Consider the following 13,060-nt stretch of genomic DNA (forward strand, 5'->3'; position numbering starts at 1 on the left):
CGGTAGTCGTCCAGGGAGGCAGGTCCGGTCATGCCGGCACCTCCCACTGGTACGGGCACAGCAGCAGCCGCAGCGCGGTGGCTGCCTGTTGCGGCACGACGCCGTTGCCGAGAACTTTCAGCGCGAGCGTGCGCGGCAGGTCCAGGTCCGGGTCGGTCACCCATTGCGGTGAGAGACCCATGAGCCATTCGACGAACGTCGGCGCGAGGACCGGCTTGCCGTTCCGGCCCGGTTGGGTCGGCTCCGGCGCGGGACGGCCGAGCAGCAGCTCCCACCGCGCCACGGCGGCGGCGTAGATACCCCATCTGTCGGCGTCGGGCTGGCCCAGCCCGGCGACCGTGGTGCGAAGGTCCGCCCCACCATCGCCGTGCCGACCGGGTCCGCGTGCGTCGGAAGCGCGCGGGGTGGGCAGAGTCCGGGCTGGTACCCGCACTGCCGCCGACGGGAGGGTCAGGTCGCCGTGCGAGCCGCGTTGCCCCGGGCAGCCCTTGAATCCATCGGTTGCCCTTGGGGTGGGCAGCAGCACGTGCGAGCGCGGCGGCCGGATACCGGCTCGCGGTTGCGGAGGGTCGGTAGCGCCGGCTCTCGGCGTCGGCAGCAGCCGAGCCGCGTCGGTCAGCGTCCGTCCCGCGTGCCCGGCGGGTGTGGTGCGTCCGGCGGTCGCGTTGGCCGAGGATCGGCTGTCGGCCACCGTCGGCGTCGGAAGGAGTTGTTTGGTGACGCCGGCCAGGCTGGGCCGGCGGGCTGCTCCCGCCGACGGGGATTTGTTCGCGCCGTACGCCACTGCGGTGGGGGTGGGGAGCAGGCTGTGGATCGATCCGGACGGTTCGATGAGGTCGGGCAGCCCGTACTGGTGGCCCGGCCCTTTGCCGTCACGGGCGCACGGCGTCGGCAACGTCCGCACCCCCTCCCCGTCGTTCGGCGGGTGTGGCCAGCAGGAACAGCCGGTCGCGTCGGTGGGCGGCACCGACGTCGGATGCGCGTAGGCATGTCCAGCGCGTGTCGTACCCGATCTCGGCCAGGTCGGCGTGGACGACGTCGAAGCCTCGTCGGAGGAGGGCGGCCACGTTCTCCACGAACACGACCGGGGGTCGTAGGTCGCGAACGGCTCGGGCGACGTGCGTCCAGAGGCTGGAGTGCTCGCCGGTGATACCGACGCGTTTCCCGGCGTTGCTGATGTCCTGGCACGGGAATCCGGCGGTGAGGATGTCGACCGGCTCGGCTTGACGCCAGTCGAATGTGCGGATGTCGCCGAGGTTGGGGATGCTGGGCCAGTGGTGGGCGAGGACGGTGGCGGCGTGCCGGTCGGTTTCGGCGTACCAGACCAGCTGGCCGCCGAGCACCAGCTCGACGGCCAGATCGAGTCCGCCGTACCCACTGCAGACCGACCCGATGCGTGGGGCGGTGGTGTGCGCAAATCTCACGCCACCTCCCCACGCCCGGCGCCTGCTGTCACTGGCTCGTTGTGGGGGCAGGTCCACGGACCGCAACCAGGCGCATCCGCCGGCCGTGGGCGTGGGCGCAGGACCACCTCGTCGAGCGGGACCCGCTGCCGGTGCAGGAAGAACTGCCCGCGCAGCGGGTGCCCGTCCGTGTTGGCCCGTGCCGAACCGTTGCGGATCGAACGGTCGAAGGCGACCGCGTCCGCCCACTCCTGTGGGCTGTGCTCGCGCAGGGCAAGCCAGAAGCCGTCGTCGTGGAACGGACAGCCCACGCACGACGACTTCGGAGTGTCTCCGAGACCGCGCTCGGCCAAGAAGCGAAGGCAGTCGGTCCGCCGCCAGCTCAGGTCGAGCAGCGGGAAGACGTTGTGCATGTAGCGGACGTCGGAGTCACGGGCCCGGCCGATCTCGTCCAGGCTGATCCCGATCGCCATCTGCGCCCGGACGCCGGCCGGTACCCGAGCCGGGTGCGGATAGCCCAGGCGGCGCCGCACCTCCGCTTTGATCGGTTTGATCTTGTACTCGGACGTACACTGCCGCCGGCCCATGCCCCGCTCGCCACGCGGCCCCAGAGTGAACAAGGGCATTGAGGCGAAGCGATGGTTCGGGTCGAGCGCGTCAGCCCTGATATCCCCGGTACCGACGCGCACGACCTCGATCCCGGCCCGCTTCGCGATGCCGGTCAGCAGGTCCAGATGCCGGTAGACCGCAGTCGGCTCCCATGAGGTGTCGGCGAAAATCGCCGCGTCGAACCCAGGGATATCGCCCTGTGCGGCAAGCAGCAGAAGTGTGGAACTCTGTACTCCGGCGCCCAGGGACAGGTAGCGGTGGGTGGATGCGGTCACGCAACCACCCCGGTTCCGTCCTTCGGCGACGTCTCCTTCGCGAAGATCAACACGTCTTCGTGGGCGATGAGGTGCATCGGCACCCCGGACGAGCGGGCCTTGCGGACCTGCTGGAGTTGGAAGAACGACGGGCGGGCGACGAGGTGCCCGTCGCGGACGGCCGCCAGCAGGGCGACGCACCGTTCGATCGGTACGAGGCCGGCGCGGAGACCGGCGGCGATGACGGCGCTGGGCAGGTCGACCAGCTCGCCGCGCTTGCGCCACGGCCTGGCCGTGACCACGACGACACCGCCCGGCCGCAGCAGGGTGGCGCAGCCGTGCAGGATCTGGGCGAATCCGTCGGCGAGACCGGTCAGGTCGCGATAGGCAAGGTTTCCCTTGTCCTCGCCGTACCGGTCGTCGTGCTTGACGACTCCGCCCTCGCCGGGGCGGACCAGTCCGTGCACCGTGGGCCCGTATGGCGGTGAGGTGACCACGAGCGCCGCCTGGCCGGTGAGGGCCGCCGGAACGAGGGACACCAGTCGGGTCGCGTCACCGCGGATCACCGATGCTCGTCCGGTCGCCCCCTGGCTGTGGGCGTGGTGGATGTTGGCGTCGGCGATGTTGCTCCACTGCGGCTCGTACTCGATGCCGAAGGCGTCGCGGCCGGCGTGGACCGCCTCGACCAACGTGGTGCCGATGCCGCACATCGGGTCTACGACCAGATCACCCGGCTGGGTGTAGGCGTGAATCGCGTGGGCGGCGATCGCTGGCAGCATCCGGGCCGGATGCTTGACCGACTCCGGCACGTACCGGCCGCGCCGCTGGACCGGGCCGGTCGACTGGGCGGTCGCCCAGACGGACAGACCTTCGGGGTCGGCGCGGTGGCGGCCTTCGTACTCGCGGTGCCGGCGCTGGTAGCCCTCGCTAGCGGCGGGGCCGTTGGTGTCCGGTTCGTCCGGCTCGGAATGTCCCGTGCTGGTGTGCTCAGGCACGTCGCTCACCGCCCCCGCGGTTGCGGCGGCGGCCCGACTCGGGCGCCTTGGCCGGCTGCGGCGTGAAGACCAGCAGGTCGGCGTGCACCCGCAGATGAGCGACGGCCCACTGCTCGGGGTCGGCGTGGGCCAAGGTGAGCAGTTCCTCGTCGGTGATGACGTGGTAGACGAACTGGTCGCCGTCGGTATCGGCCTCGACGGCGACGATGTGCTGCAGATACCCGAGCCCCGCCCTGGCGGCGGCGGCCACGAGCGGACCGAAGTCCTCCGGGGTGGGCTCGGTACCGGCGGGCACGCCGACCACGAGGACGAGGCAGCCGCCGGGACGCAGGAGCCGCGCGCAGGCCGCGAGGAGCCAGGCGAGACGCACCCGTGCGGGGGTGTCCGCCTCGTGCAGCGGCCAGCAGGCGACCATCAGGCTGGTGGCCTCGTCCAGGGGGCCGTCGTCGGGCGGCCGGAGGACCGCGGTGTCGGTGCCGGACAGGTCAGGGTCGGTGAGGTCGTCACCGAACCACTCGGTCAGCTCGGGCGGGTCCGCTCCCTCGCCGGCCTCCGACTCGGACGACGCGGTAAGCGGGTTGGTCTCGGGCGCCACCGGCGGGTCCGTGGTGGCCGGGCCGATGAGCAGACCGGAGCTGGTGTCGGTGAACCAGGCGCGGTGGTGCCGGCGCCCGCCCCGGGCACAGATCGAGGCCAGGGCGTGGTCCGGGGTCAGGTCGACGACCGCCTCCCCGGGCCGGCTGTAGGCGGCGACGAGACGGTAGGCCAGACGGGTGGGCAGACTGGTGTGGGTTTCGGCGCCGGTACGGGCCGTGCGCCAGACCGTGATCGGTACCGGCGGGTCGCCGGCGATCAGGTCGATGAGTGTGCTGTCGGCCGGCTCGTTGTGGTCGGCCTGGTCGTGCTGGTGCGGCGTGTGCTCGCTCATGTGCTGTCGGCTCCGCGCCGCGCCGTGATGCGCTGACACCCCCAAACCGGGGTTTGTGACCCGTGGCGAACACTTGCCGAACTCACAGCCGCTCACAGACTCCGACTGGCCGGCACCCGTCCTGGTTCGTCCGCTTTCCCCGGTCCAGCCGATGCGGCGACCAAAGTCAGGTGGATGCCGCCGCAAGGAACCGCGCGGGCCTCACCACCTCTGCCAGTAACGGTGTGTGACTGACAGAGGTGGTGAGCGGATGCTGTCTCAGATCACGGGGGACGCTTGGACGTTGACGTGGATCGCCGCGTTGGCCAGCACTGCGAGAGTTGTGCCAGTGGCACAGGCGTAGGCCGATGCCATCGGGTCGGCGCGGTCTGTCAAAGGTTCGTCGTCAACCGTGACAGAGGACCCGCGACTGTCACAGGCCCGTGGCGAGCTGGCGCGGGTCGGGGACGGCAACCTGTGACACCGCCGCTGTGAGCAGGCTGGCTTGTCACAGGTTCGACCACTCGATCGCTGACAGCGCTGTCGACCCACGTGTCGCAGGTCGCGGCTTGAACCTGTGACAGCACCACCGGAACGCGTGTCAGAAGTTCTGTCAGCATGTCACAGGGCAGGTCAGCCCGCCTTTGTCAGAACCTCTGCCACGATCACAGCCGATGAAACCGTTCCCGGGTGCGCCGCTGACAGAGGTCGGGAGACAGGCGGCGATCGGAGGTCTGAGCAGCTCTGTCAGAGGCTTGTGAGCCCGCTGTGGCGGAATCGATGTCATCGCTCGCCGTGACACCACCGGCGATGTCATCGAATTCCATCACTGTCACAGGAGTTTTGCCATGAGCGTGTCCGACGCTACGGACTGGCCATCGTCCGCCCTCGACGCGGCGGCGACCGCCTTCGCCACGCTGACATGCGAGCCTGCGCCACTGGCTCTCGACTGCGCGGCTTTCGGTCCCGACACAGGTCTCCCGCAACAGGTGATGCCGCTGCCCAGGCTGCGGACCTGGCTGTTGCGTCACCCCCGCGCCTACACGGCGCGTGACGAGGTGTGGCGGGAGCTGATCCGCCGTGCCCGACTCGACGGGCCGCACTGGGTTGTCGCCGCGGTCGGCATGGCGATGCCCGCGCTGCAGCAGTACGCGGCCCGGTTGTGTGAGGGGTACAGCGGCGACCCGGCGGACGTGGACGCCGAGATCCTGACCGGCTTCCTGACGGCGCTGCGTGACCGGGCGGACCTGGCCAAGCCCGCGCCGTACGCAAGCCTGTGCAAGGCGGCATGGCGAGCCGGGCGGGACCTGCGGCTGCAGCACCAGGAATACCTGCCGGTGGAGGACATCGAGCACGTCACGCCGGGCTCTCGCACCCCCCAGGTCCCGTACGGACACCCGGACCTGCTGGTCCGTCGTGCGGTGAATCTCGGGATCCTCGATCCGGAGGATGAGCAGGCCTACATCGACGTGCGGCTCGGGCATCGCGCGATCGAGCCCATCGCCGCCGCGAGCGGCGTCGATGTCGACGCCCTGCGTATGCGGCTGACACGCATCGACAGCCGCATCGCTGAAGCCCTCGCGGATGGGCTGTTGACCGGCGTCGCGTCGCCGGAAACTCTGGCGCGTTTGCGGATGCGCGCTGAGCGGCGTGGCCTGCAGCGTGCTGGCCGCGCCGCAGCCACCCGCCGCGAAGCCGCCCGGGAACACGCTGCGGCAGCCGCCTGACTCCGGCAGCCGAGACGGCTGTGGCCCGACGCCTCGTCGGGCCACAGCCGTTTTTTGATGCCGGATCTCGTCGGACCGACGCGCGATGTCAAGCCCTGCCAGAGGTTGTGAGCCCTGGCGGCGCTCACAGGCCCTCACAGGCAGCTGGTTCGGATCCATCTGTGAGTCCTCGTCCCTAGCCACGCTGTCGTCCGCGGAGCAGGGCCCTGACCTGCGATGTGAGTCCGCGCAAGGCGGTGTGAGCGAGGTGTGAGTACGGCAAGTGTTCGTCACGGCTCACAAGACCCGGTTTGGGGGTGCGGGACTTTTCCGAGCCGTACCGCTCGCCGGTCCCGCCCGCCGCCGGGCGAGACGAGGATCCGCGATCCGCGTGCCTCGGGTGCCGCGCCAATTGATGCGCTGACACCACATTGATGACCGCAACCCACCCACGAGGGAGGACGAGCTCCTCCCGGGGTTCAGCGGTTCGTTCGCTCCTTCACCTGCGCCCGGCGGCGGTCCCTTCGGACCGCTTCGAGCAATCGCCACGCCTCGGTCACGGCTTTCGGCCGCAGGCGCGGCGGGAGGTGAACCCCAATGTCCCGCACCCCACAAAACATCCCTCGAACCCAGCAAGCCGCTCGTCTCTCGCTCCGCCTGGCCGGGCCACTGACCGGCGTCGGCCTGGCACTCATCCTTCCGGGCACCGCGTACGCCGATCCCGGCGGCGCCGTCTACCTGGCGGCGAACTCGCTGCCCGTGGTGATCGCCAACCTGCAGGCATGGATCATGGGGATCCTCGCCGCGATCGCCACCCTGTTCCTGGTCCTGGCCGGCGTGTACTGGGCCACCGCAGGTGGTGACCCGTCGCAGGTCGAGAAAGCCAAGCTCGCCCTGCGCAACGCGCTGATCGGATACGGCCTGGCCGTCCTCGCACCGATCTTGCTGCAGGTCATCCAGGGCATCGTCGGGAGCTGACCCGCTATGGGATGGTTCCTCGACCAGGCCCTCGACTGGCTCACCACAGCGATCCTGGCCTGCCTCACCGCGATCTTCGACCTCATCACCGGCATCCTGCTCACCACACCGAAGGTCACCGTTCTGCCGCAGGTGCAGGCACTCACCGGCCGGTCGGTCTGGATCGTGGACACCGTCTTCGTGTTGGCGTTCGTCGCCGCTGGCGTGCTCGTCATGGTCGCCGGCGGCGACGAGCAATCCCGGTACACGGTCAAGGACCTCCTACCGAGACTGGTCGTCGGGTTCACCGCCGCGCATTTCTCCCAGCTGGCGTGCGACCTGCTCATCGACCTCGCTAACGCCCTGACCGGGACGATCAGCGAGGGCGGCTACGACGGCGACGGGGCGTTCACCGCGATCCGGGCCCACCTCGCGGTGGCACAGGACGACGCCGTTCCGCTGTTGTTCCTGGTCCTGATCCTCATCATCGCCGTGCTTGTCGTGACGACCGCGTTCCAGCTGATCGGCCGGTTCGTGGCGCTGCTGGTGATGACGAGCATCGCGCCGCTGGCGCTGGCCTGCCACGCACTGCCGCAGACCGACGAGTTCGCACGGATGTGGTGGCGCGCCTACACCGGATGCCTGGCGATACCCGTCGCCCAGGCGTTCTTCCTCACCGCAGGGGAACAGACACTGCTCGACCCGAAGACCATGCTGCCCGTGTTCGGCCTGCCTCTTAACTCAGGCGGCACGCTGAACCTCCTGGTCGTCGTGGTGCTGCTGTGGACCACCGTCAAGATTCCCGGACTGATGGCCCGGTGGGCGGGCCAGAACGGACGCGGCACGAACGTACTTGGCGCGGTCGTCCGGGTCGTCGTGGTACAGCAGCTCGCCCGCGCCGTCCCCGGCCTGAACACCCTTCGGAGGACCATCAAATGACCCGGCCTGAGACCGAAACGCCGACCAGGGCGCGGATGCCCGCCGACGTCGACGCGCCCGACAAGGTCGCCTACGGCCTGACGTTCCACCAGCTGGCGATCGTCGCCACCGGCGCGCTCATCTTCTACGGCGCGTGGCGCACCTTGCACACTGTCGTACCCGCACCAGTCCTCGTCGGCACTGGTGTGGTGCTCGGTGGACTGGTCATCGGCCTAGCTCTCGGCCGCCGCGACGGCCTGTCCATGGACATCTGGCTCCTGCACGCCATCCGCCACACGCGCACCCCCCGGTCGCTGGCCGCCGCCAACAGCGCGGCGGATCCCGGAACGCCGGACTGGATCGAGACACCCAAGAGCGGCCGGATGCCGCTGCCGGCGCCGTTGCGCCTGCCCGCCGATGCCATCGACGACGACGGGGAAATCAGCCTCGGTGGCGCCCGGGCGGCGATCGTCGGCACCACCACCGTGAACCTCGCGCTGCGCACCCCCGACGAGCAGGCGGCCCTGATCGAGGGCTGGGGACGGTGGCTCAACAGCCTGTCGACGCCGACCCAGATCGTCGTGTCCGCGCAGCCGGTCGACCTAACCTCGCACAGCCGCGCCCTCGCCGCCGCGGCGGACACTCAACCGCATCCGCAGCTGCGCGGGGCGTGCGCCGACTACGCCGAGTTCCTCGGCGACCTCGCCGCCCGGCGAGACCCGCTGCGCCGGCAGGTCCTGGTCGTCAACCGAACGGCCGCCGGCGAGACCAATCACGCCGCGCGGCGCCGGGCCGATGACACCGTCCGGGCGCTGACCGGCATCGGCGTCAGCCCGCGGGTGCTGAACGGTGCCGCAGTCACCGCCGCCCTGACCTCCGCAGCCGACCCGTACCGGCCGCCGCGTCCCGGCGGCCTGGCCGCACCAGACGCCGTCATCACCGCGGCCGCCCCATCCCGAACCCGTACGAAAAGGAGAAAGGCATGATCAGGAAAAGACGATTCGGCGACGGCGGCGGGCAGCCACAGCCGGCCTCATTGGCGTCGGCGGTCGCGCCGGCAACGGTCGAGGTCACGCCCCGGTGGCTGCGCGTCGGCGACGGCTTCACCGCCACACTCGTCGTGACCGCATACCCGGCCGAGGTCGGCGGGGCCTGGCTGGAACCGCTGCTGTCCTGGCCGGGCCGGCTCGACCTGGCCCTGCACATCGAGCCGCTGCCGGCACCGATCGCCGCCGCCCGGCTCCGCAAGCAACGGGCCCGGCTGGAGTCGTCCCGGCGGGCCGACTCTGATCGCGGCAAGCTGGCCGACCCCTACGTCGACGCCGCCGCGCACGACGCCGGTGACCTAGCCGAACGACTGGCCAGAGGCGCGGCGAAGCTGTTCCGGGTGGGCCTCTACCTGACCGTGCACGCCCGCTCCGAAACCGAACTGATGGAGGCGTGCGCCCAGGTCCGGGCCGCCGCCGCCTCCACCCTCCTGGAGTTACAACCCGCGACCTGGCGGCAGCTAGCCGGCTGGACCACCACCCTGCCGCTGGCCACCGACGGGCTGCGGATGCTGCGCACCATGGACACCCAGGCCCTCGCCGCCGCCTTCCCCTTGTCCAGCCCCGACCTGCCGGCCCCACTGCCCGGCGACCCGCCGACGACCGGCGGCGTTCTCTACGGCGTCAACCCGGCCAGCGCCGGCATCGTCTGGTGGGACCGCTGGGCGCAGGAGAACCACAACTCAATCGTCCTGGCCAGATCGGGAGCCGGGAAGTCGTACTTCGTGAAGCTGGAGATCCTGCGCAGCCTCTACCAAGGCGTGCAGGTCGCCGTGATCGACCCCGAGGACGAGTACCTGCGACTCGCCGACGCGGTCGGCGGCAGCCTCGTGCGCCTCGGCCTACCCGGCGTGAAGATCAACCCCTTGGACCTGCCGGCAGGCGACCGCCGCCCCGATGTCCTCACCCGCCGCGGGCTGTTCCTGCACACGCTCATCAGCGTGCTGCTCGGGCACCAGCCGCCACCGGCGGAGCGGGCCGCCCTCGACCGGGCGATCCTCGCCGTATACCGGGCCGCCGGCATCACGGCGGACCCGGCGACGCACCACCGGCCAGCGCCGCTCCTGCGCGACCTGGCCGAGGCACTGCGCGCCGATGACGACCCGGCCGCCGCGAATCTGACAGCCCGGCTCGCACCGTGGGTCCATGGCAGCTTCGCCGACCTGTTCGACGGGCCGACCACCCAGGCGCCGGTCGGACACCTGGTCGTGTGGTCGTTACGCCACCTGCCCGACGAGCTGCGCACTGTCGGCACCCTGCTCGCGCTGGACTCGATCTGGCGCACGGTCGACGCCCCGGGACGGCTGTCGCAGCGGCGGCTCGTGGTGGTCGACGAGGCGTGGTTGCTGATGCGCGACGGCGAGGGCGCCCGCTTCCTGTTCCGGATGAGCAAGGCGGCACGCAAGCGCAACGCCGGACTGACCGTAGTCACCCAGGACGCCGCCGACGTGCTGAGCACCGACCTCGGCCAAGCGGTGGTGTCCAACGCCTCCACTCAAGTGCTGCTGCGGCAAGCGCCGCAGGCCATCGACGCCGTCGGCGAGGCGTTCGGCCTCACCGGCGGCGAGCGGCGACTGCTGTTGTCGGCCCGCCGCGGCCACGGACTGTTGATCTCCGGGGTGAGCAGGACCAGCTTCGAATCGATTTCCTCGGACGCGGAGCACGTCTTGTGCACCACAGGCTTCGAGTTGGATGAATCTGATCGGTGATTTCGACTGGACTCTGGGCGTTCTGCTGCTCTGAAGAGAGGAACGTCCCAGAGTTCAGTGAGCTTGGGTCGGCCTACCGGCTCTGGCGCAGCGCACCGCAATCAGCAGCTCCCGCTGATCGGCTGTTGGACACCCTGTGGAACCGACTGGCGTCCCCAGAACGTAACAATGCGTATCAAGTGACCGTCTACCGAAGCGGCTCAGCTTCCGGGCGCCGATGAGCAGATGCTTCGGGCTGCCTGCTGGTACAGGGTGGTCTCTGGGATTGGACGAGTGTTGGTCTCAATTTGTGCATTGTGGCGTTACTCTGGGTTCGCTGTTTCGTCGGTCGATCGCTAGGGGGGCTTGATGGTTGCGGACTGGCTGTTGCCTGTGGCGGCGGCGGGTGGCTCGGCGTTGGTCGGTGCGGTGGCGACCGATGCGTGGCAGTCAACGCGTTCCGGTGTAATGCGGTTGTTCGGCCGTGCGGGCGAGCGACGTGCGGAGTTGGCGGGGGACTGGGCGGATCAGACCGCGACAGCGATCACTGCGGCGCCGGTCGAAGAACTGGCGGCGGTGCGGTTGCGGTCGGCGGAGGCGTGGCAGCGGCGGTTGGCGGACCTGGTGGACGAGTATCCGGAGCTGAACGAGGCGTTGCGGGCGTGGGCAGAGGAGACCCAGCGGGAGTTGTCGGTCGCGGGGCGGACGTGGGTGAACACCTTCGTGGCACGAGACCAGGCGACGATGTACAACGCGCCGGGTGGCTCAATTACGGTCACCCACGCCCCAGTTGACCCCCCGGCGTCGTGAACGGCGGTCTGAACGACAACCGGTTCGAGGCGCGCGATCAGGCGACGATGTACAACGCCGACGTTATTAACGTCTACCAGGACGGCGGCGAGCCTGCGGTGGTGCGGCGGCTGTGGATGGCGCCGTCGTTGCCTGCGGGTTTGGTGCAGCGGCCGGAGTTGGCGGGTCCGTTGCTGGAGCTGGTGTGCGGGGCCGCTGACGGCCCGGTGGCGGTGGCGGGGGTGCATGGCACGGGCGGCTTCGGAAAGACCACCCTGGCGACGTGGTTGTGTCACCAGCCGCAGGTGCAGGTGCGGTTTCCCGGTGGCCTGTTGTGGGTGACGATCGGTGAGCATGCGGCTGGGGCGGAGCTGGCGGGGCGAATTAACAACCTGGTCGAGCAGCTTGCTGGTGAGCGGCCGGGGTTTACGGATGCGATGCAGGCCGGTTTCCGGCTCGGGGAGTTGTTGGACGCTGGGTCCGGGCCGGTGTTGTTGGTGGTGGACGATGTCTGGCAGGCCGACCAATTGGACCCGTTGTGTCAGGGCGGGACTGACTGCCAGCGGTTGGTGACTACTCGACGCCGTGGTCTGGTGCCGGCCGGGTCGAGTGTCTGGGTGGATCGGATGGATCCTCCGCAGGCAACCGCGGTGTTGATGCAGGGACTTTCGAACCCGTCCGCTGACCTGGTGGCCCAGGTCCTGGCCGGAACGGGCCGGTGGCCGGTGCTGCTCGCGGTGGCCAACCGTACGCTGGTGCGGCAGGTCGAGGACTACGGCGCCACTGTCGCGTGGGCGTTGACCGACATCATCGGCCGGCTGGCGGAAGAGGGTCCAGCCAGTCTCGATCTCGACGATCCGGCCTGGCGGGGCCGGGCGGTAGCGGCGACTGTGCGGGCGGGTTTGGACCTACTGGAGCCAGGTATCACGGAGCGGTTCGCGGAGCTGGCGATTTTCGGTGAGGACGTCGAGATTCCGCTAGAGGTGTTGCAGCGATTGTGGGGTGCAACCGGTGGTCTGACGCGGCGTGGTACCCAGCGGGTGTGCGCGGTGTTGGCGGGGATGTCGTTGGTGCAGCGCTACCGGGCGGAGGCGGGCACGATCCGGCTGCACGACATCATCCGCGCCTACCTGCTACACAGCACCGATGTAGAGCAGCGGCGGGTGTGGCACGGCCTGCTGTTGGACAATGCGGCCACGCTGGTCGCCCAGACCGATGCCGGGCTGCCCGCCTGGTGGCTGCTGCCCGCCGGGGAGGACTACCTGACTGGACATCTCGCCGAGCATCTGTACGCAGCAGGCCGTTATGAGGAACTCACGGCCACAATGACGAACCTGCGGTGGGTCACCCTACGATTGCAGGGGCACGGCCCGTCTGGGGTCGATACCGACCTCGTCCACATCGACACCCCTGCCGGGACTGCGCTGGCTCGGGCGATCCGACAGAACGCCCATCTGCTCGCCCCGATCACTCCCAAGCACACTCTCGGCGCGATCCTGGTCAGTCGCCTCGGCAACAACCCTGACCTACGGCGCCTTGTCGAGGACTACCTGCCAACCCTGCCCACGCCACAGCTGATCCCTCGTTGGACGCCACCCGACTTGCCTCACCCCGCCCTTCACCGCACCCTCAGCGGCCACACCCAGTTGGTGGAAGCGTTGGTGGTCGCGCCGGACGGATCCTGGCTGGCCAGCGCCAGCCGTGACGGGACAGTGCGCGTCTGGGACCCCGAGACCGGCGGCACCCGCCACACCCTCACCGGCCACACCGGCTGGGTGGAAGCGTTGG

Annotated in this window: 12 protein-coding genes; 7 read left to right on the top strand and 5 right to left on the bottom strand. The window is 69.9% G+C overall.

The genetic code is table 11. The features are described 5' to 3' along the window. Window positions 1-28: 28 nt before the first annotated feature. From I0C86_RS27900 to I0C86_RS27920, 5 genes are read right to left on the bottom strand one after another with little or no spacing between them, the layout of a single operon-like run. Window positions 29-904 (bottom strand): hypothetical protein, encoded by an 876-nt coding sequence (locus tag I0C86_RS27900; RefSeq protein WP_196204273.1) that lies wholly within the window; start codon window positions 902-904, stop codon window positions 29-31. Beyond that, a complete protein-coding gene (locus I0C86_RS27905; RefSeq protein WP_196204274.1) occupies window positions 873-1,424 on the bottom strand; it encodes a DNA cytosine methyltransferase in 552 nt (183 codons plus the stop codon). The genes I0C86_RS27900 and I0C86_RS27905 overlap by 32 nt, the downstream gene beginning before the upstream one ends. After that, window positions 1,421-2,287: an adenine nucleotide alpha hydrolase family protein gene (locus I0C86_RS27910; protein WP_196204275.1), complete on the bottom strand. Its 867-nt coding sequence runs from the start codon at window positions 2,285-2,287 to the stop codon at window positions 1,421-1,423. Before I0C86_RS27910 ends, I0C86_RS27905 begins: the two co-directional genes overlap by 4 nt. Continuing rightward, entirely contained in the window at window positions 2,284-3,270 is a 987-nt protein-coding gene (locus I0C86_RS27915; RefSeq protein WP_407676357.1) for a TRM11 family SAM-dependent methyltransferase, read from the bottom strand. Before I0C86_RS27915 ends, I0C86_RS27910 begins: the two co-directional genes overlap by 4 nt. Then, window positions 3,254-4,189 (bottom strand): hypothetical protein, encoded by a 936-nt coding sequence (locus I0C86_RS27920; protein ID WP_196204277.1) that lies wholly within the window; start codon window positions 4,187-4,189, stop codon window positions 3,254-3,256. The genes I0C86_RS27915 and I0C86_RS27920 overlap by 17 nt, the downstream gene beginning before the upstream one ends. A gap of 827 nt (window positions 4,190-5,016) precedes the next feature. On the opposite strand from I0C86_RS27920, the gene I0C86_RS27925 reads away from it, so the two are divergent. From I0C86_RS27925 to I0C86_RS27955, 7 genes are all read left to right on the top strand, one after another. Next, window positions 5,017-5,895 carry a hypothetical protein gene (locus I0C86_RS27925; RefSeq protein ID WP_196204278.1) on the top strand — a complete coding sequence of 293 codons (879 nt, stop codon included), beginning with the start codon at window positions 5,017-5,019 and terminating at the stop codon, window positions 5,893-5,895. Window positions 5,896-6,471: 576 nt separating this feature from the next. Continuing rightward, a complete protein-coding gene (locus I0C86_RS27930) occupies window positions 6,472-6,852 on the top strand; it encodes a pilin (protein WP_196204279.1) in 381 nt (126 codons plus the stop codon). Between the two features lie 6 nt (window positions 6,853-6,858). Further along, window positions 6,859-7,770: a type IV secretion system protein gene (locus I0C86_RS27935; RefSeq protein ID WP_196204280.1), complete on the top strand. Its 912-nt coding sequence runs from the start codon at window positions 6,859-6,861 to the stop codon at window positions 7,768-7,770. Further along, window positions 7,767-8,735, top strand: a complete 969-nt coding sequence (locus I0C86_RS27940; RefSeq protein WP_407676358.1) for a PrgI family protein — start codon at window positions 7,767-7,769, stop codon at window positions 8,733-8,735. The genes I0C86_RS27935 and I0C86_RS27940 overlap by 4 nt, the downstream gene beginning before the upstream one ends. Further along, a complete protein-coding gene (locus I0C86_RS27945; RefSeq protein ID WP_196204281.1) occupies window positions 8,732-10,504 on the top strand; it encodes a VirB4 family type IV secretion system protein in 1,773 nt (590 codons plus the stop codon). The genes I0C86_RS27940 and I0C86_RS27945 overlap by 4 nt, the downstream gene beginning before the upstream one ends. Before the next feature lie 348 nt (window positions 10,505-10,852). Continuing rightward, complete coding sequence (locus I0C86_RS27950) at window positions 10,853-11,293, top strand: hypothetical protein (protein WP_196204282.1); 441 nt, start codon at window positions 10,853-10,855, stop codon at window positions 11,291-11,293. Further along, on the top strand, window positions 11,290-13,060 hold a 1,771-nt coding region (locus I0C86_RS27955), incomplete at its 3' end, for an NB-ARC domain-containing protein (protein WP_323373880.1). The genes I0C86_RS27950 and I0C86_RS27955, both read left to right, overlap by 4 nt.

Source organism: Plantactinospora alkalitolerans, from assembly GCF_015690345.1.
GTDB lineage: Bacteria > Actinomycetota > Actinomycetes > Mycobacteriales > Micromonosporaceae > Plantactinospora > Plantactinospora alkalitolerans.

What these genes read in the sequence shown, in the direction of transcription:
- I0C86_RS27925 (WP_196204278.1), top strand. Translation starts at nt 5,017, where the DNA reads ATGAGCGTGTCCGACGCTACGGACTGGCCATCGTCCGCCCTCGACGCG.
- I0C86_RS27945 (WP_196204281.1), top strand. Translation starts at nt 8,732, where the DNA reads ATGATCAGGAAAAGACGATTCGGCGACGGCGGCGGGCAGCCACAGCCG.
- I0C86_RS27950 (WP_196204282.1), top strand. Translation starts at nt 10,853, where the DNA reads ATGGTTGCGGACTGGCTGTTGCCTGTGGCGGCGGCGGGTGGCTCGGCG.
- I0C86_RS27920 (WP_196204277.1), bottom strand. Translation starts at nt 4,189, where the DNA reads ATGAGCGAGCACACGCCGCACCAGCACGACCAGGCCGACCACAACGAG.
- I0C86_RS27940 (WP_407676358.1), top strand. Translation starts at nt 7,767, where the DNA reads ATGACCCGGCCTGAGACCGAAACGCCGACCAGGGCGCGGATGCCCGCC.
- I0C86_RS27930 (WP_196204279.1), top strand. Translation starts at nt 6,472, where the DNA reads ATGTCCCGCACCCCACAAAACATCCCTCGAACCCAGCAAGCCGCTCGT.
- I0C86_RS27935 (WP_196204280.1), top strand. Translation starts at nt 6,859, where the DNA reads ATGGGATGGTTCCTCGACCAGGCCCTCGACTGGCTCACCACAGCGATC.